Annotated in this window: 17 protein-coding genes; 5 read left to right on the top strand and 12 right to left on the bottom strand. The window is 52.4% G+C overall.

Annotation, left to right across the window (positions count from 1 at the left end):
• Positions 1–111: 111 nt before the first annotated feature.
• The 11 genes from RBT11_17585 to RBT11_17535 form a co-directional block, all read right to left on the bottom strand.
• A complete protein-coding gene (locus tag RBT11_17585; protein MDX9788594.1) occupies positions 112–2,529 on the bottom strand; it encodes an HsdR family type I site-specific deoxyribonuclease in 2,418 nt (805 codons plus the stop codon).
• Positions 2,526–2,819: a winged helix-turn-helix domain-containing protein gene (locus RBT11_17580; GenBank protein ID MDX9788593.1), complete on the bottom strand. Its 294-nt coding sequence runs from the start codon at positions 2,817–2,819 to the stop codon at positions 2,526–2,528. The genes RBT11_17585 and RBT11_17580 overlap by 4 nt, the downstream gene beginning before the upstream one ends.
• Complete coding sequence (locus tag RBT11_17575) at positions 2,816–4,063, bottom strand: restriction endonuclease subunit S (GenBank protein MDX9788592.1); 1,248 nt, start codon at positions 4,061–4,063, stop codon at positions 2,816–2,818. The genes RBT11_17580 and RBT11_17575 overlap by 4 nt, the downstream gene beginning before the upstream one ends.
• Complete coding sequence (locus RBT11_17570; GenBank protein MDX9788591.1) at positions 4,056–5,219, bottom strand: PDDEXK nuclease domain-containing protein; 1,164 nt, start codon at positions 5,217–5,219, stop codon at positions 4,056–4,058. The genes RBT11_17575 and RBT11_17570 overlap by 8 nt, the downstream gene beginning before the upstream one ends.
• Positions 5,216–7,612 carry a type I restriction-modification system subunit M gene (locus RBT11_17565; protein ID MDX9788590.1) on the bottom strand — a complete coding sequence of 799 codons (2,397 nt, stop codon included), beginning with the start codon at positions 7,610–7,612 and terminating at the stop codon, positions 5,216–5,218. Before RBT11_17565 ends, RBT11_17570 begins: the two co-directional genes overlap by 4 nt.
• Positions 7,613–8,312: 700 nt before the next feature.
• Complete coding sequence (locus RBT11_17560) at positions 8,313–9,770, bottom strand: YdiU family protein (protein ID MDX9788589.1); 1,458 nt, start codon at positions 9,768–9,770, stop codon at positions 8,313–8,315.
• 13 nt (positions 9,771–9,783) lie between these two features.
• Positions 9,784–10,632, bottom strand: coding sequence for an aldo/keto reductase (locus RBT11_17555; GenBank protein MDX9788588.1), 849 nt, complete (start codon positions 10,630–10,632; stop codon positions 9,784–9,786).
• A gap of 151 nt (positions 10,633–10,783) precedes the next feature.
• The gene (locus tag RBT11_17550; protein MDX9788587.1) at positions 10,784–12,235 is read right to left on the bottom strand and encodes a catalase; all 1,452 of its coding nucleotides are present in this window, start codon (positions 12,233–12,235) and stop codon (positions 10,784–10,786) included.
• 201 nt (positions 12,236–12,436) lie between these two features.
• A complete protein-coding gene (locus RBT11_17545) occupies positions 12,437–15,361 on the bottom strand; it encodes a response regulator (protein MDX9788586.1) in 2,925 nt (974 codons plus the stop codon).
• A gap of 297 nt (positions 15,362–15,658) precedes the next feature.
• Positions 15,659–15,985, bottom strand: coding sequence for a hypothetical protein (locus tag RBT11_17540; GenBank protein MDX9788585.1), 327 nt, complete (start codon positions 15,983–15,985; stop codon positions 15,659–15,661).
• Positions 15,982–16,401, bottom strand: coding sequence for a hypothetical protein (locus RBT11_17535; protein MDX9788584.1), 420 nt, complete (start codon positions 16,399–16,401; stop codon positions 15,982–15,984). The genes RBT11_17540 and RBT11_17535 overlap by 4 nt, the downstream gene beginning before the upstream one ends.
• A 204-nt stretch (positions 16,402–16,605) precedes the next feature.
• On the opposite strand from RBT11_17535, the gene RBT11_17530 reads away from it, so the two are divergent.
• The 3 genes from RBT11_17530 (at position 16,606) to RBT11_17520 (ending at position 21,004) form a co-directional block, all read left to right on the top strand.
• Positions 16,606–18,228, top strand: a complete 1,623-nt coding sequence (locus RBT11_17530) for an AMP-binding protein (GenBank protein ID MDX9788583.1) — start codon at positions 16,606–16,608, stop codon at positions 18,226–18,228.
• Between the two features lie 463 nt (positions 18,229–18,691).
• Complete coding sequence (locus tag RBT11_17525) at positions 18,692–19,456, top strand: Mut7-C RNAse domain-containing protein (GenBank protein ID MDX9788582.1); 765 nt, start codon at positions 18,692–18,694, stop codon at positions 19,454–19,456.
• Between the two features lie 3 nt (positions 19,457–19,459).
• Positions 19,460–21,004: a radical SAM protein gene (locus RBT11_17520; protein MDX9788581.1), complete on the top strand. Its 1,545-nt coding sequence runs from the start codon at positions 19,460–19,462 to the stop codon at positions 21,002–21,004.
• Here the strand turns inward: RBT11_17520 and RBT11_17515 are convergent.
• Complete coding sequence (locus RBT11_17515; GenBank protein MDX9788580.1) at positions 20,973–22,139, bottom strand: radical SAM protein; 1,167 nt, start codon at positions 22,137–22,139, stop codon at positions 20,973–20,975. The genes RBT11_17520 and RBT11_17515 overlap by 32 nt on opposite strands.
• A 492-nt stretch (positions 22,140–22,631) precedes the next feature.
• Between RBT11_17515 and RBT11_17510 the strand changes: the two genes are divergently transcribed.
• Both RBT11_17510 and RBT11_17505 read left to right on the top strand, forming a co-directional pair.
• A complete protein-coding gene (locus RBT11_17510; GenBank protein ID MDX9788579.1) occupies positions 22,632–24,821 on the top strand; it encodes an ATP-binding protein in 2,190 nt (729 codons plus the stop codon).
• Entirely contained in the window at positions 24,808–25,083 is a 276-nt protein-coding gene (locus tag RBT11_17505) for a 50S ribosomal protein L11 methyltransferase (protein MDX9788578.1), read from the top strand. Before RBT11_17510 ends, RBT11_17505 begins: the two co-directional genes overlap by 14 nt.
• Positions 25,084–25,188 lie beyond the last annotated feature (105 nt).

Here is a 25,188-nt window from a genome sequence, read left to right as displayed (position 1 = left end):
GTTGATCTGCCATTTTTTATTCCAATAATTCGAACCGCATCACCTGACATGATTTGTCCTCCATTCTGGGGCCTATCATGCCAGGATTTTTCCAGGCTGTGAAGATGGGGTTTACCGGACGCTTACCAGGTAATGGTCGCGTCGCTGCTTGATGCGGGTGATGTCTGCCGTATTGTATCCGGCCGGTTCCAGTTCATCGGAGATGTTGACATAAGCCCGCACAAGGGAGACGGTTGCCTTGTAGAGTGCGGCGCGTTGCGGCTCATGTTCCTGCAAATCGGTCGGAATTTCGGTATTGCCGCAAAAATAATGAATATGTTCCAGCTCGCCCTTGGGCGGCTCCACCGGCTCACAGAGTAATGATAGCGCCTCCAGCGCGTTATCGAGGCGTTCCTTCCCCTTCTTTAGGCGATCCTGCAACAGCACTTCAGGCGCAGGCCCGGGTGCGCTATGATCCAGCTCGGAGGTATAAACCGAGATGGCGTTCTCGACCTTTTTGAACAGGTCTTTGTAATCCACGATGTAGCCGAATTCCTTGTCCTCACCGTCCAACCGGTTCGTTCGGCAGATGGCCTGGAAGAGACCATGATCCTGCATGGATTTATCGATGTAAAGGTAAGTGCAGGGCGGTGCGTCGAAACCGGTCAGCAGCTTGTCCACCACCACGAGCAGTTTCATGTTTGCCGGTTCCCGGGTAAAGAGATCCTTGGCTTTTTCCTCGTAGGTCTCGGTTTTCGTCGTTCCGGGTTTGGCGTCGACGTCTTTGAGCAGTGCCGTGTACGTGTTGAAGATGAACTGCTTGTCGGACTCGGTGTTCGTGCCGGTTTCCTCCTTGGTTACATCCTGCGTCTGCGGATTGTAGGAGGTCACCACCGCGCATTTTCCCTTGAAGGGTGTCTTTTGGAACAGGGTAAAGTATTTGCATGCCTCGTGGATGCTTGACGCTACCAGGAGGGCATTGCCGCGTTCGTTGGAAAGCCGGGGTTTTACGCTGAAGTCAAAGACGATATCGCTCACAACCCGATCCATGCGGGATCTGGAGCTGAGCACTTTCTGCATCGTGCCCCACTGCTTTTTCAGCTCATCCTTCTGCCAATCGTTCAGCCCTCTGGTCTTTGCCTCGAACCACGCATCGATTTTGTCTTCGGAACCCAGATGCTGGTCGATGTCCCGCGCCTCATAGATGAGATCCAGCACCACCCCGTCTTCAACCCCTTCGCTGAACTTATAGGTGTGAATGTAGCTGCCGAATACCTCCAGGCTGGTTTTCTTGTCTTTTTTGAGCAGGGGCGTCCCGGTGAAACCGATGAAGACCGCATTGGGCATCATGGCCTTCATCACCCGGTGCAGCTTGCCGCTCTGGGTCCGGTGGCACTCGTCCACAAATACGAAGACCTCACCCACCGTATGGGTGGGTTGCGCCTCCAAGTCCCGGATGAAGGCATCAAGGTCGTCCACGTCCTTTCGGCCGAACTTGTGGACCAGCGAGCACAGGAGTCGCGGTTTGGCCTGTCCGAGCTGCGCCATAAGATCCCGGCCGCTGCTGGTGCGCTTGATGGCCTCACCCGCCTCGGCGAAAACCCGCTCGATCTGTTTGTCCAGCTCGTCGCGGTCGGTGATGATTGCTACGCGGGCGTTGGGATAATTCTCCAGAATCCATTTTGCCAAAAGCACCATGACGATGCTCTTGCCGCTGCCCTGGGTTTGCCAGATGATACCGCCTTTGCGCGCCTGTACCTGCTCCTGAGCGGCCTTGATCCCGAAATACTGGTGGACCCTCGGCAGTTTTTTTACGCCGCCGTCAAAAAGCACAAAGTCGTGCATTAGCTCAATGAGGCGATCCTTGGCGCACATCTTTAGCAGGTATTTATCCAGCTTGAAGCGGCTGTCATCCGCTTCATCCTCTTTCCACTTGAGAAAGTACTTTTCCGGCGTACCGATGGTGCCGTATTGCAGCCCCTCGGAATCATTTCCGGCGAAAATGAACTGCACCGTGCTGAAAAACCACTCGTTGAATTCGGCTTTCTGGTTGGACAGGTGTTGCCGGATGCCGTCGCCGATGCTGACGCGGCTGTTTTTGAGTTCTATTAAGCCGATGGCGATCCCGTTCACATAAAGCACCAGGTCCGGCCGCCGTTCGAGATTTCCCTTGAGCGTCACTTCCTCGGCAATCGCAAAGTCGTTTCTATCCGGCTTCCGCCAGTTGATGAGGTGGACGGTTTCCGTAGGGATACCGGCTTCGGTTTTCACGGGCACGCCGTAGCGCAGCAGGTTGTAAACGGCCTGGTTGTTACCGTAGAGCCCGCGGTTGTGATTGTCCGCCTCGGTGCGCAGTTTGTGAACGGCCACGTTGATCTGCGCCGGGGTGTAGCCGGATTCGGTCAGGTAGGTCCTGAGCCGCTTTTCCTCAATGTTGCTGTTGCCGTCGCGGTCGGACCAGTCGCCAAGGTAACGGTAATGCAGTTCATCCTGGAACAGGGCGATGATGCGATTCTGGGTGGCGCGTTCGGACTGGCCGATCCTGTTCATTTCAACACCTCCCAACATCCGCCGCGCGCCGGCCCGACATGACGGATCACCCCGTCTCTCTTCATTTTAGTCAGGTGATATTTGATTCCATCGCGGGTCAAACCCAGTGCGTCCGATAGCTCCTTCTGCGAGATTTCGGGTTTCGCCAGGATCAAGGACACCAATTGGTTTGGGGTAGTGATTGGGGGAGTGATCGGGGGAGTGATCGGGGGAGTGATCTGGGTAGTTTCTTGGATGAGATACTCGTTCCGCCAAGTTTCTTTCCATTCGATATGCTGGGATTCTTTCATACGAGGCGAATCCTCCCGGTTAAGAGATCCTGCATCATGCCCTGCTTAATTTGGCGGGCTTTGGTGACCTTGGCTTCGAGAGCGGTTATTTCGGCGTCCATGTCGATTAGGATGGTGGCGATAGTGTTTTGTTCCTGCTTGAGAGGAGGAAGCGGAATAAGCATTTTTGCGATCATCTCTCTTCGAACTGAGTCAACCGATGACTTGGCTGTCATTTGCATGATGCGGTCATAAAAATGAGTGCTGAAATACAGGTAGAAAAAGTAGCCATTTACTTCTCGGTTGAAATTCGAAATACGGTAAACGCGCTGATGCACATCGAACTTCCCATTGACGTAGTGATATACCTTGCCTGTTCCAACGCCGTCTCCGGCTGTTAAGACAGCTTCTCCGTCAAAGGAATAGGTGTTGATACGCTCAACTGTCTGGGAACGGACGAAAAATGGAAACTCACCGTCATCAATACGGTCTTGAGTGTTTTTCCCACCAGTCGTGATATGGGCAATGTTTTCGACGGATTCGACTACCCAATCCTCAGGAATTACCCCCACCTCAGTCTGTTTGTAGCCGGGCTTGGTTTGAAAACCCGGCAGCCGCTTTTTTCCGGTAAGCAATTCCTGCATGGCGCCTTGTTTAATCTGGCGTTTTTTGGTGATGAGTTGCTCCAAGGATTCGATGAGGGCATCCGCATCGCTTAAGGCTTCGGCTATGGCTTCTTGTTCGGCGAGAGTGGGGGGTATGGGAAAACGGAGCTTTTTTATTTTCTCAAGAGTCAAACGGGTAATTGCATTGCCCGCCATCGCATCTTGGATCTGACGTTGCCCCTGTGAAGTCAATATTTGCTGTAGAAAATATTCTGCCATATGCTTGCCTGGAAGGAACCTCAAGAAAGCGACGCTTGAGAGCAGACTGAATTCTTCATCAAGCGTGTTCAGAGCAACGTTACCTGTGTTCGCTCCGTCCTTTGTGAGAAGCAGATCACCACGCCTAACATCGCAGCGCTTAAAAATTGACCGATGTTGCGCAGCATCAATTCGTGGAGCAGAAGAGATATCCAAAAAGCCGAAACGGATATTCTTTGAGGTAATGTAGAGATATTCATTTCCGCCAGGCCGTGGTGAAAAGTGAGTTCCATCTTGAATTTTTAAACAGGCGTCGTACGCACTAATCGTGCCCCAATCATCTGGAATCATACCGACCTCAGTCTGTTTGTACCCCTTCCGGACAGCGGCGGCTTCACCCACGCGCACCTCCTTCCAATTCCGCCTCGATCTTTTCCAATTGCGCTTTCAGCTCCGCCTTGGACGGCAGATAGAGCTGGTATTTCGGAGCGAAGATATTGGCGTTTTGCGGCAGGGTCAGTTCAACCAAGGCATCGTTTTTGCGGCGGCAGAGGACGATACCGATGGTGGGAAGTTCATCGGCGGTTTTCACGTAACGGTCGAAATAGTTCACATACATCTGCATCTGACCGAGGTCCTGGTGGGTGAGCTTGTCCCGTTTCAGATCGATCAGGACATAGCAGCGGAGGAGCCGGTTGTAGAAAACGAGGTCGATATAGAAGTGGTCGTTGTCAAACGTAAAGCGTTTCTGGCGGGCCTCGAAAAGAAACCCCTTGCCGAGTTCGAGCAGGAACGTTTCCAGTTTGTCGATGATGGCGGATTCCAGGTCGTTTTCAGACCAGGAAGGCTTCTCCGCCAAATTAAGAAATTCCAAAACCAACGGGTTTTTGATCAGGTCCACCGCTTTTTCAACCACAAGCCCCTGTTCGGCAAGCCTTCGGATTTCGTTCTTGTTTCGACTGAGCGCCAGCCGTTCGTAGAGCGAACTCGCGATTTGCCGCTCCAGCTCCCGCACACTCCAATGGTTCTGAGCGGCTTCGATTTCAGAGAAACGTCGCTCGTCCGGGTTTTCGATTGTCAGAAGTGTCACGTAATGCGACCATCCGAGGGAGAATCGGTTGAGCAGGCGGGTTACTATATCTTGCCAGTCGCCCGCTTTTAATGCCACGCCACCCGATACCGCAGACACTGCCTGCGGTATCAGCAGGCGCTCTTTCGGAGGGAAACCGCTTCCCTCCGTGTTGAATTCCGCAGACAATGTCTGCGAAATTTCCTTTTGCGTCATGTAGAACTTTCGGCATTGCTCCAAGGACCGTGCCGAAAAGCCTCGCCCCAGCTGCATTCCTAGCTCATCCGACAGCCGCTTGATCAGATAAGCGCCATATTCCGCCCTGTCAGAGCCTTCTTGTTCATACTCAACGATATACCAACCAAAAAGCCAATTGCGGATCACGAGATGGATGTCCACGGTGCGGCCGGCTCGCCGCTGCATCTCCTGATGGGTCTGTTTGCAGAGATCGACAAGTTCTTTAAATCCATAATGAGTGATGTCGTTCATGGCGTGAAACCCATCCTTTCCAGGTGGCGACTCACTTTTGCCTCCAGCTCGGCCACGCGGCGCGTGAGTTGCGGCAGCGGCGTTTCGTAGCGTTCGGCCAATTCTTTCACACGCGAGGTGAGCGCCTGGTTGATGCGATCCATCTCCCCGTGGACGGCGGTCTCCAGGGCGGCGAGCCATTTGTCATCCACCACCAGCGATTTGATCTCCTCCTCGGTGAGTTTGGGATAATGGGCGAAGGCTTTTGTGTCCAGATCGGCCTCGGTGCCCTTGAGACGTTTTTTAAGGTCGGCTTCTTCCCTGTTCAGATTCAACCAATCATTGAGCACGGCCACTTCGTCTTTGGCCTCTCTATCGCCCTTGATTTCCTTCAGTCGGGCAGTGACGTTGCCCTTGTTCACCTTTTCCAGTTCGGAGAAAGCGCCCTCCTCCCCACCGTGCTCCTCTTCCAGTTCGGTTAAACGGGCGGTAACGCTTTCCAGCTCGGCTGCAAGTTGATCAATGACGGCCTGCTCCTTGGCAAAGTAGCGGGCAACAATGAGTGCTTTTGGCACCAGATCGCAGGCCCAGCCCTTATCTTTCTCCTTCCCCTTCTTATCCACCTCGATGATGCGGGTGGTCTCGGCTTTCCAACCGTCGGCTGTAATCAGATAGCAGTCGTCCTGCATAATATCGGCCCAATAGTCCATGAGGTGTTGATAAACGGCGTAGTGGCTGATAAGCGGCATTCCGGCGTAATGGGCCAGCAGGTCTTCGGCAAGCGCGGCAATGAGTTCCTTTGGATGAAAACCGGGCTGTAAAGCCTTGAGCGTTGCGGCGCTTTTTTGCCGCCAAGCAACGAAGTGGGTGTTCATTCCGGCAATAAAAGCGGCAAATTTCGGATGCTCGTAAATGGTTTTTTTGAGTTGGGACTGGATAATGGACAGCTGGGAGTAGTTTTCACGGAGCGGTTTGAAAATGCTGGATTTTAGAGTGGGCAGAGTCTTCCAGTATGTTTCAAGCGCGTCGATATCCCGGTTCGGGATGCCGCCTTGCAGATGGCCCGCGATATCCTGGAAATCTTCGGCCTGCTGGCTGTCGATGTAGCGCGGAAGGTTGAGATTGAAGTCATTGTTTTCGATTTCCTCGACGGCAACCAGTCGCGAAAATTGGGCGAGTTCAAGCTGCCGGTTGAAAACGTCCACAACCTTGTGGATGTCCTGAGCGCGCAGGCGGTTTTTGGGGCCGTCTTTCATGAATCCGCTGCTGGCGTCAATCATGAAGATGCCCTTGCGGGCCTGGGCGTCCTGCTTGTCGATAACGATGATGCAGGCGGGAATCCCCGTGCCGTAAAAGAGGTTCGGGGGCAAGCCGATGATGCCCTTAATGTAGCCCTTTCGAACGAGCGCGCGGCGAATATCCGCCTCGGCATTACCGCGAAATAGAACACCGTGCGGTAAAATACAGGCCCCTTTGCCGGTACTTTTGAGCGACCGGACAATGTGCAACAGATAAGCGTAGTCGCCCTGTTTCCCGGGCGGTGTGCCGAAAGGCTGAAAGCGGTCGTATGGATCATGCAACGGATCGATGCCCGTGCTCCAACGCTTGTCTGAAAAAGGCGGATTGGCGACCACGTAGTCGAAGGTCTTGAGGGCCTCTGCGTCCTTGAATTTCGGGTCGGAAAGGGTGTTGCCCTGCACGATGAGCGCCGTTGGGTTGTTATGCAGGATCATGTTCATGCGAGCCAGTCCGCTGGTGGCGGCATCTTTTTCCTGCCCATAGATGGTGACCGGCGTCCTGGCCTCATCAGCCACTTTAAGCAGAAGGGAGCCCGAGCCGCAGGTGGGATCATAGACAGTCGTATCGGCGCTGGTCTTTGCGTTACGAATGCCGATGATCTGCGCGATGATACGGCTCACTTCAGCCGGGGTGTAGAACTGCCCTTTGCTTTTGCCGCTCTCGGTTGCAAAGTGCCGCATGAGGTACTCGTAAGCGTCCCCCAGGATGTCGTCGCCGTCGGCCCGGTTTTTCGAGAAATCGAGCGCCTTATTTTCGAAAATAGCGATGAGATTGGTAAGACGGTCCACCATCTCTTTGCCGCTGCCGAGCTTGGTGGCGTCGTTGAAATCCGGCATGTCGGACAGTTTGTTGGCACTGGCCAGCGGGGCAAGGATCTTCTTGTTGATCTGGTCGCCGATGTCGGGCTTGCCCTTGAGTGCAACCATGTCCTTGAAACTTGCCCCGTCCGGTATGGTTATCGGCGCATAGGGCTGCCCGGCATATTTGTCGCTGACGTATTTGATGAACAGCATTACCAGGACATAGTCTTTATACTGACTGGCGTCCATGCCGCCGCGCAGTTCGTCGCAGCTGGACCAAAGGGATGAATATAGTTCGGATTTCTTCAGGGCCATGCATTTCCTCTTACTTTATTACACATATCCAACAGCTTTGTTGTCACGAGTCAAAGATAGATATTAAATAGCCGGCTTCTTATGGTTTCGGGAAACAAGCGTTTATATCTAATCTTAATGGCATGATGTTTCAATAAAAAATGAGCACCTCGTATAGCCGCCCTATTTGAAAACATCTGATCAAGACGGTTCGGCCCGGCGGTTACTATAATTGCAGAAATCAGATCAAGGTGAAAACTGTCTGAATTATTACGAAAAATAAGTAGCGTAGAAGCCATGAAATGGATAGATAAATTGTATAGCTGACGATAGATTGGTCAGGGTGGAAACGAACGGCGCTTTCACCCTGATGATTCCTGAGATATCCACTCAAAAAGCACAAATATCAATCACATCCTGAATCCTGTGATAAGTCTGTAGTATCCAATTATTGAATAAATGTGGCATGAAGATTTTTTTGGGCATTACCCTCATATCCAGTCGGTCCGGTGCGGCGGGCTCCGGGTTCATTTTTTGGGCGGTTTGCCTACCGGGGTGTGGTTTTCTGGTAGGTGGTAGACGACGCTGTTTATCCCCTTGCTCGGGAAGGGGGGCACTGACCAAGCAGGGGACAATTAAGATCATGGCAAAAAGCCCGCGCATTCTAGGAAGGGGATGAGCGTATTCGGGGCAATGGTGAATTTACCGGGTTTCCATTTTCCTAGGTTCCACAAAATGTAGCATGGACAACTTGCTCCGGTCCGGGGGCTGATTTATAGCTGTTGAACCGTTTCTGCTCTGCATAAGGCTTCTTCAGCACTTTGTTCATCTCATGAAAAAGGCTGAAGTCCCCCGTCAACGCCGACTCAATCACCTGCTCGATCTTGTGGTTTCTGGGGATAAAGACCGGATTAACCCGGTTCATTTGTTCCCGGATGTGCCGGGGTTCCAGATCCTGAAGTTGAATCCTTTTTCGCCATAACGGCTGAAAATCCTGGAACTCCCCGGTCTGTTCAAAAAAATCGGAATCGGCATCATTCGTTAACAGGTTGGCCAGATTTCGAAAACTTAGCGTATAATCAAGCTGCTGTGCTTCAAGATAAAGAAGCCATTTACGAATTAGATCCCGGTCTTGCGGCTGTTCATCGTCGAAGATTCCCAGTTTTTTTCTCATTTTGAAGGTAAGCCGTTGGTCAAAAAGATTGCCGAAAAAATCCAGCTCCTTCTTATACATCTCAATTTCCTCTTTTGAACCATGATTGGAGAGGAGAATCAGGCAATTGGCAAGCCGGGACAAGTTCCAAAGGGTGATTTGGGCCTGGTTGGCATAAGAATAACGGCCGAATTGATCGATGGAGCTGAACACCTGATTGAAACGAAATTGATCCATGAAAGCACAGGGTCCGAAGTCGATCGCCTCCCCTGCAATGGACATGTTATCCGTGTTCATTACGCCGTGAATAAAGCCCACCGCCATCCAACTGGTTACCAGTTCAACCTGTGCATGGCCGACCTTGCGGAAAAATTGAAGATAGGCCTCAGAATCGTTTTGAATTTCGGGGTAATGGCGTTTGATGGCGTATTGGGTTAAAATCTCTAAATTTTCCATGTCTTGGCGAGCAGCAAAATATTCAAAGGTGCCGATACGAAGATGACTTGAAGCCACTCTGGTTAACATGGCCCCCGGAAAAGCCTTGTCCCGGTAAACCAGTTCGCCTGTTTTGGCCGCAGCCAGGGCGCGGGTGGTAGGCAGCCCCAGAGTATGAAGAGCCTCGCTGACGAGGTATTCCCTCAGCACGGGACCGAGGGGTGCTTTTCCGTCTCCAAGGCGTGAAAAGGGCGTTCTACCGGAGCCTTTGAGTTGAATATCGTAACGCCGTCCTGATGGATCCAGAACTTCCCCCAGCAACAGCGCCCGGCCATCCCCGAGCTGGGGGACGAAATGACCGAACTGATGACCGGCATAGGCAAGGGCGATGGGTTCTGAACCGGGCAACAATTTTTGACCCGTAAATATTTCCCCCAGTTCATTGTCTGTAAGCGATTCTAGTGGAGCCCCCAGTTGTCGCGCCAACTCGATATTCCACTTTATAAGTTCCGGTTTCGGGGCCTTGGCCGGAGCCACCCTGGCATAAAATAGTTCCGGAAGTCGAGAATACGTATTGTCAAAGCTAATCATTTGTCTTCTTTCTTCAAAATTTGCCGCGGTAATAGGCAAACTGCCGAACACCGGGGAGAAAAAGCCCTTCCAGTTCGGAGCGCTCCCGCTCGTCAAGAGGCTCTCCTTGGGCTGCACCGACCAACGCCCTCACTTCTTCGGGTGAGGAGCACCCCACAATGATCAAATCCACCCCGGAATGCAGCGCGTAATTCAAGAGTTTTTCCGCAGTAGCGCCACGTTGCGGCTTAACATAATGCCCGCCACCCAGGCACTTCATCCCGATAACGGCCATGTCTTTTTCACGGGCCCGCCCGGCCACATCGTCCAAGAATCCTCCCAGATGAACCTCCGCGGGATTGGCGGGCAAAAGCACCGAATCCAGAGGCCAGTTTTGTACGCAAATCTTCAGGACACCGGGATCATGATGCCCTGAGACTCCGATATGTTTCACCCTTCCTTGTTCCCTGGCCTGAACAAAGGCGTTGAGGGCCCCGTCCGGGGCCTCGATCCTTCGGACATCCGCCAAGGTCCGAACGTCGTGGATCTGCCACAAGTCCAGTGTGCTGCTGTGCAAGATCCGGAGGGTCTGCTCCAAATCCTGCATCGCTCCGTCGAAGTTGCGCTGTGCTGATTTGCTCGTGTGGAATACCCGGGCCCTGGTTTCGGGTTCCTCGCTCCAGATAGATCCCAGATAGGCTTGACTGCCGGAATATGCCGGTGCGGTGTCGAAGTAAGTGATGCCCTGCTTTAAAGCTTCCCGGATAACCTCTCCGGCCTCTGCGTCCCGTCCGTAAGTTCTGAGAACACCTTCGCCGCCAAGGCCGATCCTGGTTACCCGGGGACCTTTCGAAGTAAATTTTATTTCAGGCAATGCGGCCATTGTACCCCCCCCTTTTTTACCTTCCAACCATCTCTATATTTAATGATGATCATGACCTTATGGCTTGGCAACCGGAAAGATCGAAGAAAGTTTGCAGGTGTCCGGCCCGCCATTCGACGCACCGGCGGGCCGGCGAAGCGCTTCGGAAGGGTTAGCCGTTCACGCCCTTGGCGATGCGGTCACCAATTTCCTTATCGATATGGCGCCAGTATTCGAACGCACGCTTCAGAACGGGCTCGGACACGCCTTTCTTGAGGTGTCCGACAACATTGGACACCAGCCGGTCACGCTGTCCATCGTCCATTACCTCGCGCACCAAGGTGCCGGGCTGTGTGAAGTTATCGTCATCCTTTCGCAAGGTATACGCGGCGCGGATGAACTCACCGCCGGCCTTCCAAACCGCTGCCTCCGGATAGCGCTTGCTATCAGCCGCCGGGCCGCCCTTCGAGTTTGGCGCGTACACGGGATCGGAGACGTTCTGGACCCGCATCGCCCCGTCCTTGCTGTAACTGTGAACCGGTACCTTGGGCCGGTTAACCGGTATCTGCTTGTAGTTGACGCCCAGGCGGGCACGGTGAGCGTCGGCGTAAGAAAAGAGGCGGGCGAGCAACATCTTGTCCGGGCTGACACCGATCCCCGGCACGAGGTTGTTCGGTTCGAACGCCGCCTGCTCGATCTCGGTGTGGAAGTCGGTCGGGTTTCGGTCCAGGGTCAGCCGGCCGACCTCATGCAGCGGGTAGTCTCCATGCGGCCAGACCTTGGTCAGGTCGAAGGGGTTAAACCGGTAGGTCTCGGCCTCTTTAAAGGGCATGATCTGCATCCGCAGTGTCCAGCTGGGGTAATCCCCGCGTTTAATCGCCTCGAACAGGTCGCGCCGGTGGTAGTCGGCGTCAATGCCGGCGATCCGGTCAGCCTCCTCCTGAGTAAGAAAGTCGATACCCTGATCGGTCTTGAAGTGGTACTTCACCCAAAAGCGCTCGCCCTTTGTATTGACCCACATGTAAGTGTGGCTCGAGTAGCCGTTCATATGCCGCCATGTCTTTGGAATTCCACGGTCTCCCATCAGCCACGCAACCTGGTGAGCCGATTCGGGCGACAGGGTCCAAAAATCCCACTGCATGTCATGATCGCGCAGGCCGTTGTCCGCCCGGCGCTTCTGGGAACGGATGAAGTGCTGGAACTTCATGGGGTCACGCACGAAGAAAATCGGGGTGTTGTTGCCCACCATGTCGTAGTTGCCCTCGGTGGTGTAAAACTTCAGCGCGAAGCCACGCGGGTCCCGCCAGGTATCAGGACTGCCGCGCTCGCCGGCGACCGTGGAGAACCGGATCAACGTATCCGTCTTCGTACCCGGCTGGAACACCGCGGCCTTCGTGTAGACGCTGACATCGCTGGTCACCTCGAAGTGTCCGAATGCCCCGGCCCCCTTCGCGTGAGGCTGTCGTTCCGGAATCCGCTCCCGATTGAAGTTGGCCATCTGCTCGATGAGGTAGTGGTCCTGCAGCAGAATAGGGCCATCCGGCCCCACGGTGAGCGAGTACTCGTCGCTGGCTACGGGGATTCCGGCATCGGTTGTGGTAAATTTGCGATCGTCGTTTTTCATGGTAATGCCTCCTTTGTATGAAAATCTCCTGATAACCCCGAGTTTCTAATTTAGAGTATGACTATCGTTGAGTTGCAAATCCGGGTAAATGGGTTGAACCCATTATTTTAATCCGGTTGACAAAGTATTTTAGAGGAATATTAACCAGAAGGGCCGTTCATCATTGATGGCGGGGGATCACGTCCATAACTTTTAATGGCTTCATGCGGATTTTGCCGATAGGTTATGGCCGGTATTGGCATAGATCGCCTTGAGCAGATCGGAAGCGGACGCGGCTTTGTTCAAGAAGGCCTCGGCCCCCGCCTCAAGAATGGCCCTTGAGATCTGTTCATCCTCGTACATGGATAATCCGATCACGCGGATCTGGGGCAGTTCGGCCTTGATTCTGTGGGTCGCTTCTATTCCGTCCATCTCCGGCATAGAAATGTCCATAAGGACGACATCCGGTCTTAGACGACGGGCCAGATCAACCGCTTCATAACCTGTTGTCGCTTCACCCGCCAAGATGATTCCCGGCCGCCCCGTAATCAACCGGATCAATCCCTGGCGAATTACCAGGTGATCATCGGCGAATAAGACACTGATCCCTTTCACACCGGCAATTTCCGGGTCTTTGACAGGTGTATCAGGCGGCGGTTCGGTTTTGAGATCGAACGGAGACATCGAATCGATTTTGGAAACACCCAGGGGAAGCGCCAAGATGAAACGGCTGCCTCGACCAGGCTCACTTTCGATCACCAGGCTGCCTCCGATATAACTGGCTCGTTCCTTAATGCTCAGCAGCCCCAAGCCTACCACTGGTGTGGAGGGTTCCAAAACATTGGAATCAAACCCGCGCCCCTGGTCGCTCACGATAGCGATGACGTTGTCTGTAGAACCGGATATGACGATCCGGGCACTCTTCACATGGGCATGCTTTACGACATTGAATAATAGCTCTTGAATCGCGCGGAACATGAAAATCTTGATGGGCATGCTTTCAACGGTCTGTCCCGCGGCAGCTTCCAGATAGACCCGCAGTCCGAACTGTTTCTTCATTTGCTCGGCCAGCCATTTCAGTGCGTCTATCAGGCCGGAGTGGTACAAAACCGCCGGGCTTAATTCATGCGACAGGCGACGAGCTTTGGTGATGGATTCCTCCAGAAGATGGGTTACATTCTCCAAGATGGGTTCGGCGACGAGGTTTGGGCGAAGCGCCTGCAACTGAAAACGGGCGGCCGCTAATATTTGCTGTAAATCTTCATGCAACAAATGGGCAATCCGCCGCCGTTCACGCTCTTCGGTCTCGATCAACTCGACCGCCAGGGATTGAAGTTGTTTTGTCCTGGCATTGGCCAGTGCGGTGCGATCAGCCACCCGCTGCTCCAGGGTTTCATTCATTCGCCACAGTGCCTCTTTGGTTTTTGCACTCTCCTCCTCCCGCAGCTTCTTCTGAATCCAGGCATAGAGCAACGGAGCAATCCGCCCGGCCATGGCATCCAGCAGCACCCGGTCGGCTTCGATATAGCCGCCCTCTTTATTGGCAAGGTTCAACAACCCAATCACTTCGCCATGAAAAATGATGGGGGCTGCCAGATTATTACGAATGGGTGGATGGCCGGCTGGTACCGAAGACGCTTCGTTGGTATAAAATGGACGTTTCTCCCGCAGGGCACGGGCCCACAGTCCCTTCCATTTCTCGGGCGGGTAGTGAATGCACTTGCCGGCAACCTCGCACTCATCAAGCATCCTGGTCAGACTGGGGCAGGTCAGGTGGCCCGGCTCGGTTATGTATCCAAACACACCGTGCCGGCTGGATAGCCCCTCTTGCACGAGTTTCAATACCTGATCGAACAACTCATCGCCGCTCGCCTCGGCGAACACACGCAGGATGCGGTTGACCAGTGCGATCTCACGGTTTTCCTGCACGAGTTTCAGCTCCGCGATCTTACGTTCGGTGATATCCATTTCTGATCCTGCCATGCGCACGACACCTCCGACGGCATCGCGTTTGGCCAGGCCGCAATCGAAGACCCACTTCCAAGAGCCATCTTTACAGCGGATGCGGTATTCTTCCGAAAAAGAAGGCGTTTTACCGTTAAAATGAGCTTGCAACGCGGTGAAAACTCGACTTGTATCCTCCGGATGAATATTACTGCTCCATTCTTCCTCTCTGTCACTGACGTCTTCATCGGTTAAGCCTCGCATTGACTTCCAATGCGATGAAAATACAACGCGTTTATTGAGAACGTCCCAGTCCCAGATGGCGGCGCCGACACCGGCGAACACCAGTTCATACCGTTCGATCTGTTCTTCCAGCCTGGCCTGGGTATCATGGAGAACCGTCTCCAACGGGAAACCCCAGACACGAGAATCCCGAACAGCTGTGATTACTGCAATCAGAATATAAATCCCGCCGAGAATCTGGGCGGTGCGACCGGTCCATCCCAACAAGGTCCCCTGGGCGGATTGCATCATTACACCCAATAATCCAACCGCAAGCAAGGCCAAGCCATTTGCATACCAATACAAAAAAGCCGATGGCGATCTATGGTATTGCTTTCCCATCAGCCATGCGGTGGTGATGAACATGCCGATGGCGCTCCCTAATCCAACCTGTCGTATGGTGGTTCCACCCGAATTTTGAATAAAAAATACCGGCGTCCATCCGGCGAGGGTCGCAATCGCCACCAAGCCTATGATACCCATGGTGCAGGTGTAGGCCCCTACAAGCCATAGGCCGGGTTCTCTGGTGGTGCCATTCGACCGGGTACTGATGATTGCGGCCGTAATATGACAACCCGCCGATAACATGACACCCAGGTTGTGGATCGTCACACTCACATTGGCACCGTACTCAATAAAGACGGTAGCGACAATTGTGGCGAAACCCCATAACAGCAACCCGCACCCCAGCATCATCAGTTTCAGCTCTCCGTTGACAAGGAAGGCCCGGGCTGCCAAATAAGCGGCTATCAGGGACGCAAGCATGATAAAAATGAAATTGAGTGCGAGAAGAAAGTATGGCGATTCGTAGGAGCTCGTTACATTCCATCCCAACAGCAAGAACATGACACCTAAAAAAACAGGAATGGGTAACCATGCCCATCGCAGGCAACGGGCTTGTGGAATATCATGAGAAGCCATTTCGTCATCCTGTGTTCGTGAAGTTGGAGGATATCAGGAGAACGGATCAATAGCAATTGAAGAATGAAGTTATTCAGGGTGTTCAATTTAATGGCATGGGCATGACACGGGCGTAACTATCATATTGTGGGTATCACTACATTCGGCGGGTTCAACAACGTTAGATAGGCCTTGACGATCATGAGCCCGTCAGACGCTGTTCAAATAAACAATGCCGGTAACGGCGCTGAAGCGGAAGGCGGTTTCCCTATGGGGACGGCTATCAAATAACCAAGGGGGACGCGATTCGGGTCCGGCCTAACGGATTTCCGGGTTCTGCTTTTCCTCGAGAATGGGCTTTAAGTAGGTTTTCGTGAAATAAGCGACCCCGATCTTGTTAAAATGCATATGGTCATAGAAATAGCGAATATCCCGAACCGATGCCACGAGATTATGATACGCCACCCGATCCTCCCGGGAAACGGCCTTTAATTTCTCATCCACCTGTTTTGCGCCGGGAAAGTCATCCATCAGAATCGGCAGCATGATATACGTGATACGGCTGTTGTTCGCTCCGGCCAACGCATTGATCACATGCAAAAACCGGCTGTACGTCTCAAGGCGATCCGGTTTATACAGGCTCAAGTAATGTTTCCGGGCCTCTTCTTGTTTACGGGATTGATGGCTTTCAGGGTTAACTCGGATAAGCCGGGCTCGCTGTATCGGGTAAAGTGTTCCCAGTCATCCTTTGCAATCATTTGAATGTAGGAAAAAATGCGATCCGATGGGTACCCCCGTTGAATCAGTTTCCATAGGATAAAAAGCTCAAAGGGCTCGTCCCTTAAAAAGAAATTATTATTCTCATTGTTGATGGCGCAAAAAAATACCCAGGGATCGATCAGATAGACAATGTGTTCGACGGTATTTCCCCGATGATAAAAATTCGCAAGGTGCAGCTCCGAGATATATATGAAGCCAATCCATAGCCTGTTTTCCAGCACCAAAGCCCAAAGTGTAGATTTATCAACAGTAAGTGTAGCGTTATCAACAGTTGCGTCCATTTATCGTGCCCATTTATGGACTTCAAGCGACACCCAATTAATATTCTTTATAATTAAAAAAACAGATAGATATATTTATTTTGCATACATGGTTCAAATTTTGCGAACATAAATAAAAATCTCTCATTCCACATATTTTGGAGATCATCTTATACGCTGACTTACCATCACCAACCAAGATACGATTTGCAGAAAGGATAAAAAATGAACGGTCTAATGATGGATCTACCCCTGTTGTTATCTCGAATGATCGACCACGCCGCCGAGTTTCATGGAGATACCGAGGTGGTCGGCCGCAGGTTAAACAACCGGATCGAAAGAAGAAATTATCGAACTTTGAGAAAACAGTCGGCCAAACTGGCAAATGCGCTTATGGCGAAAGGGTATGGTGTCGGCAGCAAAATGGGATCTCTGGCATGGAATACAATTAACCATATCGAGGTGCACTACGGCGTTATGGGGATCGGGGCCTCCCTGCACACCATGAACCCGCGCCTGACCATTGAGCATCTGGCCTATATGGCAAACAAGGTGGATAATGCCCTCATCTTTGTGGATGCGGACACGATCCGGCTCGCTGAACAACTTGAGGATAAATTGCCGAATCTGAAGGGATGGGTTTTTTTGGATGAAGAAGAGCCTCTGCCGCCGACCACGCTTAGCAATATCATATCCAAATCCGAACTGGTAAAAGATGCGCCGGAAGACATCGAATGGCCGCAATTTGACGAACGTCAGGCGGCGACGATCTGTTTTACGTCGGGTACGACTGGATTGCCCAAAGGCGTTGTTTATTCCCATCGAAGCACAACCTTGAGTTCGTTGAATATGACCATTGCCACCGCCGATAGTTTCATCAATGGTGAATTAACGGTCATCATGCCGATAGCACCCATTTTTCACGCAAATGGCTGGCTGATGCCGTTTACGGCACCCATGAATGGTTACAAGCTGGTTTTGCCCGGCCGCGATTTTTCACCTCGGGGACTGATTGATCTGATTAACAGTGAAAAAGTCACCCTGGTCGGTGCAGTACCCACGGTGTATATGGATATTTTTGCAAACTTAAAGCCGGGGGAGACCTTTACGGCATTGAGAGCCGCTTTGATTTCGGGGACAAGAGCGCCGGACCCATTATTCGACCTTTTTGATAAACACGGCATCAAAGTTGGCCAGCAATGGGGGATGACCGAAACACCCGGATGCACCCACGGCACCTTACCACCGGGCGCCAATGAATTGCCGGCACAGGAACGAGAAACCATGCGAAGAAGAACGCAAGGATGCGTCTCCTTTTTCGTTCAGCATCGGATTGTCGATGAAGAGGGGAAGAAACTGCCCCATGACGGCGTTGCCTGCGGCGAAATGCAGGTCAGGGGCAACATCGTGGCCGGCGGCTACCTTGGGCAAGGTAAAGAAGAGATGGTTGACTGGTTGAGTTCCGGTGACATTGCCTGTATTCATCAGGACGGCCGGGTTGAAATAGTAGACAGAAGCAAAGATGTCATCAAGTCGGGGGGCGAATGGATCAGCACGCAAATGCTTGAGAGCGCGGCCCTGGGGCATTCAAGCATCCAACGTGCGGCGGTCATCAGTATACCACATCCCCGATGGCAGGAAAGGCCGTTGATGCTCTGCACATTAAAACCCGGAAAAATGTGCACGGAAACGGAATTGCGCGACCATTTGAAAGAAAAAGTGGCCCACTGGTGGCTGCCGGACAGAATAGAATTTATTGAAGAAATGGCGCTGACCACCACCGGTAAAATTGACAAAATAGCACTGAGACGCCAATATGCGGGCAGGTCTTCGCAGATGGTAAAATAGGGATGCAGCACGCTCAATTAAATTCATATGATGCCCATGTTCATGTCCACACATCTGCCATGGATATTTCGGAAGGCATTATCATAGCACAACAATACGACATTGCCGGTGTAGAGTGCCGAATTTAAAATAAACCAAAAGCAGCCGAATTATCTAAATAAATTGAAACCGGGAAAAATTTTCATCATAAAGGAGCCTCCTGAAAGGGAGGCTTTTTTTATTGGAAATGGAAAAGGGGGCACGGGTTTTGGCGGACTAAACTCTTCCATTTTCACCATTTCCTTTAAGTGCTTGTTGATTACCGGTTTCATCCAGAATGACGGAATCAGTCAACGGAACATGAAAGCGGTTGGATTTGGATGCGTATTCGCGTATATGAAGCCAATCCGTGTGTATTGCGCTATTGGCAATTGTGGAAGGGGAGACACACCCCGGGTGCCTACCGTGAGAGGGCGTGGCTGCGATGAAGACGGCTTTTTTTCGATTTTATGAAGCGTTAAACGATTTTTTGCCGCAAAAAAGACGTAACCGTGAGTTTTCCTGTGATTTTGATGGAAGGCCCACCGTGAAACACCTGATCGAGTCTATCGGGGTGCCGCATACGGAAATCGATGTCATTCTGGTCAACGGGGTATCCGTTGATTTTAAGCATTATGTCGCTAATTCCGACCGGATTGCCGTTTATTCCGTATTTAACAGCCTGGATATTAAGCCGATTTTTCGGCTTGGGCCCACGCCGCCAAGACCGGCGGCTTTTATTCTCGATGTGCATTTGGGAAAGCTTGCCCGAATGCTGCGGTTACTCGGATTTGATGCTTTGTATCGAAATGATTATGAAGACTCCCGGATTGTTCAAATTGCGGCCGCCGAGCACCGGATTGTGCTCACCCGGGATGTGCAACTGCTAAAGGCCAAGATGGTAACGCATGGATACTGGATACGGGCCATGAACCCCGAGGCGCAAGTCGTCGAGGTGCTTCGCCGGTTTGATCTTTTTAATCAATTTGGGGCTGTTCCCCGGTGCCTGGCCTGCAATGGCGTGATTCATGAAACCTCCAAAGAAGCCGTGTGGCACTTGCTTGAGCCCAAGACCAAGATCTATTACCGGGAATTTTTTCAGTGCGCCGATTGCGGCCGGGTATATTGGAAGGGGACGCATTTCCCGCGCTTAAAAGAGAAAATCGACCGGTGGCGAGCATTGCCATCCACATGCATTATAAATGGATAATACATGAATTCACAGTCCCGGGTGCTTCTGATTCATCCGCCGGTGGTGCGGCCCTGCGAGCCGCCGCCGGGCATTGCCCGGCTGGCCGGCGCATTGGCGTGGCACGGGGTTGAATGTGAGATACTGGATGCCAACATCGAGGGGCTCGAGTACTTATTGAACTCCCCAGCGCCGGCCATGGATACCTGGACCCGTCGCGCCGTCACGGGTATTCAACGGAATTTGAATGCGTTGCGGGAACCGGGCACCTACACCCGGTTGGACCGTTATCGCCAGGCGGTTTTGGATTTGAACCGGGTGCTCACCCAAAAAGGAAAGACCGCTGATGTGGAAATCACCTTATCCAATTATCAGGATGCCGCGCTTTCCCCATTGAACAGCGGGCATCTCCTATCGGCCTTTGAATCGCCCGAGAAAAACTGCTTTTTTCCTTATTTTGAAAACCGGTTGCGTGAATTGATCACGGCGAAACGGCCTGACCTGATCGGAATTTCAGTTAATTTTTTACCCCAGGCCTTGTGCGCGTTTGCCATGATCGGGGCGTTAAAACGGCTGGATTCGAAAGTTCGGATTATGATGGGCGGCGGATTGGTGACCTCCTGGATGAAGCGGCCCGAATGGCAAAACCCATTTTCCGGCATTATTGACACGCTCGTGTGCGGTCCGGGCGAGCAGGCGTTGCTGGCTGCCCTGGGGATAGTCATTACGGATGAGTATCCCCTTCCTTGTTTTGATGGATTTTCCCTGGACGCCTATCTTTCTCCCGGAAGGGTGATGCCCTATAGCGCCTCTTCGGGGTGCTACTGGCGAAAATGTGCGTTTTGCCCCGAACGGGCGGAAAAAAATCCCTATCGGCCGATTCCGCCGGCGCTGGTGCTGACGCAATTGACCTTTCTGGCCGATCGGTATCGGCCCGCCCTCATTCATTTGACGGACAATGCCGTAAGCCCGGCCCTGCTTAAAGCCCTTGCCGGCGCGCCGCGAATCGCTCCCTGGTACGGATTTGTCAGAATTACGGCGGCGCTGGTGGACCCGGAGTTTTGCCGAAGGTTAAAACGGTCTGGGTGTGTGATGCTTCAGGTTGGGCTTGAGTCGGGATCCCAGCGCGTGCTGAATGCCTTTGGCAAGGGGATCGATCTGACCCTTGCCGCAAAGGCGCTGGACTGTCTGAAAGCGGCCGGCATCGCCACCTATGTTTACCTGCTATTCGGAACTCCTTGGGAAACCGAGGCGGATGCTGAAAAAACGCTCGCCTTTACCGTGGTCCATCACCGGGCCATCTCGTTTCTGAACCTGGCGGTTTTCAATTTGCCCGCTTATGGGCCCGAGGCGGATTTGTTGCTTACCGGCGATTTTTACGACGGGGATCTGTCCTTGTATCGCAACTTTTCGCATCCTTCGGGCTGGGATCGGCACCGCGTTCGGCAGTTTTTAGATAAAAAGTTCAAGCGCCACCCGAATGTCGCGGATATTGTTCGCCGTGATCCGCCGGTGTTTACCTCCAATCATGCCCCTTTTATACAAACCGTTTCGTCATCTCATCGATGAACCTATCCACATTTTCAGCGGTAATGCCGAGCCGCGTACAGGTGTCTTGAACCTTTTGATAGCGGTGAGGGCGCTGCATGTCGGATAGTTGGGACAGGATGCCCATGCGCCTGCCCACGATGTAGATACACTGATCCGCGGGCGGCAAGGCCAGAAAGGTCTTTATAACGCCCGTCATGGCCGGTTTATCCCCGGGCAGGGTGCCTTCTATTTCCTGGAACAGATTTAGAACATGATCGCTTTTCACCGTGCTGGTAATACCGTTAAGATGTTCGAGAAACAGAAGAATTTCCCCGGCGGTTTCGATTTCCGTGCATTTTTGAAAGTCGCCGGCCGCAAGTACCTGATAAAGACAGGATTGGTTGGGAACCGTGAGGGAGCGAAGCCGAATAAAGTCCGGGTTGATTTGGTTCAACGTATATGCCGTTTCCATGGCGTGCTCGGTGGACAGGGCTTTTCCACCGAGACCCGGCATCACGTATTCGGATAATTCCATGCCTGCCTTTTTCACCTTCAAGCCCGCCTTGATGTGGGTGGCCTGGTCAACGCCCTTGGATATCATTTTCAATACGGCATCGGCACCGGATTCCAGCCCGATGTGGATTCGGTTCAACCCGGCTTCCCGCATGGCCCCAAGATCATCGTCATGAATGCGGGCGATGGTGCGGGACCGCGCATAGGAAGTGATCCTTTCCACCCACGGAAAGCGTTTTTTCAGATGCCGCAAAATGTGGATTAACGCCTCCGGCTTTATAATCAGGCTGTTGGCATCCTGCAGGAAAATGGATTGCATGCCGGTGCTTGCCCAATGGTATGCGGCTTGAAAGGCCATGGTGTCTTTAGGGATGATGTCATCGGCGACGGCTACCGCCCGTTCCCGGGTTATGGGCTGAGACGCATCGGCGTTTTTAAAGAAACCGGAGAGATACCGGTGAACGCGATCAATATCCTCGATCACATGGGCGACGGGGCGCAGGGAAAATTGCGTTGTTTTATAGATCGTGCAAAAGGTGCACCGGTTCCAAGGGCAATTGCGGGTGACGCGTATTAGAAGGCTGTACGCCTCGCTGGGCGGCCGAATCGGGCCTTGCTCAAAGCCCTGGTACCCGGCCAGTTCGTTATGGGGGAAAGTCATCTGTATCTCCTGCATTATTTCGGCGCCATTGACTGTGGCGGATGTGTTTGATTAAACTGCCGACGGCCCTTGTTCCCGCGATACAAATAAGGAGCGCCGTTTAACATGAGCCTTGTAATGAATATTAATAACAAGCGCTATAATTGATCAACCTTTTGGTATTGTTTTTATTTAACGTGGGGGCGCGTTGACTGCAAAACCCCACCGGATTGGCGGTGCTTAACAAATTTATTTTAATTTAAATTTAATGGGGTTAGGTGTAAAAAAGATTGCAAGTGCGTGGAATTTCTTGAAAGCGCCCGGTGGGAATGTTAGATCCATAATCAGCAACATACACGAAAAAGCAGGCTATGCCAGCCTGAAAGCCGCTTCCGGGCTGAAGGCCTCAGCGCTTTTTGGAATCCTCTGTGTTGATGTGGTTGTTTTCGTTGTCAATATGTTGTTACCATGCGGCTTGGAGATGAGTATGCGCATTGCAGGAGGCCCTGACGAATGACGAAAGAACAATCGCCTGATTTGCAGGTGGCAATGCTGAGGGACCACATTTCCAAGCAAGGACTGGAAAATCAAAAGCTTCAACAGCAGGTGACGCAACTGGCGGCGTTAAACCGTTTTGCTCAGGAGGTCACCCGTTATCTTTCCGTTGACGAGGTGATCGGTTGCGCCCATCGACAAATCCAATCCTTTATCAACCCGGATGTCGTCCTCAGTTTTCTTAAGCAGGGCGACAGCCTTATCTGCCTGAATCCGGGAAAAGGCATTCATCCGGTTGAAATCAATTCTCCCATTAAGAAAAAGGTGGGGCAGTGTTTATGCGGGATCGTGGCTGAAACCGGTAATCCGCTCTATTCGATTGATATTCACCGGGATGAACGATGTACCTTAACTGAATGCAAGGACGCAGGGTTGACCTCTTTCGCCGCATTGCCCCTTTTTGCCGGCATGCGGACGATCGGTGTGATCGCTCTGGCATCCCGTCAAAAAAGGGATTTCTCGGAGCAGGACGCCTTCTTGAGGACCCTTGCCGCGCATGTCGGAAGCAGCCTCTATAACGCGGAACTCTATGAGCAGGTTCGGCAGCAGGCGGATGTGTTAAAAGAGATGTTGATTCAGCATGAGCAAATGGAAAGGGCGCTTGAGCAGGAGGCGTCTTTTCGAAAAGCGATTGTCGAGCGGGCTTCCGAAGGCTTTTGTGTTTGCCGGCGCATCAAGGATAAGCCTTTTTTGCACTTTTCCGTCTGGAACGACCGAATAACCGAGATCACCGGTTATAGCATGGAGGAAATCAACCGGCACGGGCCGGGGCGTATGATTTTAAGGGCGCCTGATGGTGGGCTTCCTCAAAAAGATACCATTAAGCGAATGTTGCGGGGAGAGGAGTGTCGGCTGAATGAAGTGGAAATCATTCGATCCGACGGCGAGCGGCGGATTGTGAGTATTTCGACCGCCGTTCTCACATCGGATCAGGCGGTTCCGCACATTCTTGCGATTATTCAGGATGATACCGCGCGTGCCGCGTCAATGGACGCCCTGTTGAACGCCAAGAAATTCGAAGCGGCCGGCGTGATGGCAGGTGGCATTGCCCATGATTTTAACAACCTGCTGACGGTTATTCTTGGCAGCATTTCGCTGGTTCGAGAGGAGGCCGGTTGGGTTCGCTCCGTGTTGCCGCTGCTGAATCAGGCTGAACAATCGTGTATGCAAGCCAAGGATTTAACAATGAAACTCATCACTTTTGCCACCGGCGGCACACCGCAGAAGCGAATCGGGAACATTGAAAATCTGCTTCGGGATACGGTCAAGCTGACACTTGCCGGTACAAGCTTTCAAGAAGACGTGAAGGTTTCCAAAGGGCTTTGGGCGGTTGAGTTTGATGCGGAACAAATAACGGATGCGTTACGTCACGTGCTTGCCAATGCGATGGATGCTTCAAAAGAGGGGGGGCGTATTGAAGTTCAGGCTGAAAATTGGGAGCCGCCTTCCCTGGAAGAAGCCAAAAGGCTTTCCCTGAGTTTGGGCAAGTTCGTTCGGGTATCGGTCAGGGATTTTGGAAGGGGGATTGCCGAGGAAGATATTCATCGCGTGTTCGACCCTTATTTTTCCACAAAGGAAAAGGGAAATCGCAAGGGGATGGGACTCGGGCTGACCACCACCTATTCTATCATGAAAAACCATGGGGGGCAGGTGGTGATTTCTTCAGAAAGGGGCGCGGGGACAACGGTGACGATGTGTTTTCCGGCTAAAGAGGCGTGCCTTGAGACACCGCCTGCGCCTCGGGCGGAACACTCGGGCGCGAAAAAAAGAATTCTGGTAATGGAGGACGAGGCTATTTTGGCAACGCTTGCCGGCAACATGCTTTCCCATCTTGGATATGAACCCACGATCGTAACGAATGGGAAAGAGACTTGCCAATGGTACCGGAAAGCGATTGAAGAAGGTGCGCCCTACGATGCAGTCATTCTGGATCTCACCATCAAAGGCGGCGCAGGGGCTGAAAAAGCGCTTCAGCAACTTAAGGAAATCGATCCCGGCGTTCGGGCCATCGTTTCCAGCGGGCATGTCAATGCGCCTGTCATTCTTGAATATTCCCGGTACGGTTTTAATGCCAGGATCGTAAAACCCTATACACTGGTTCAGCTCAGAGAGACGATAGCGGCGGTGCTGAAAGATAAAACCGGTTGATTCCCTGACGGATTTACCTGGTCATCAATTTTCCCTGGTGACGGCAAACCTGCGTGCCCCCACCCTTCATGGATTAAAACCCGTTATCACGGCTTATTTGCGGGACGGTGGCGCCATCGTGCTATCGGGGATAAAGCAGAATGAATGCGCGGATATCAAAACCAGTTATGAGGATGCGTGCATGTCCTGCCGGTGGGAAGAAACGGAAAAAGACTGGGCCGGCTTGGTTTTTTCCCAACGAAGATTGTATCTTGACAAGTGAATGAATGATTTGAACCATCGCGCAACAAAGGGGAGTAGCTGAATCAGTGGCTATCGTCAACACGGCCTGAAAATCCGGTACCACTGGTTAGAGAATTCTAACAAG

This window comes from Desulfobacterales bacterium, from assembly GCA_034003325.1.
Lineage (GTDB): Bacteria > Desulfobacterota > Desulfobacteria > Desulfobacterales > JAFDDL01 > JAVEYW01.
Note: the sequence above shows the minus strand (reverse complement) of the source record. Positions and strands in the feature narration are given on the sequence as shown.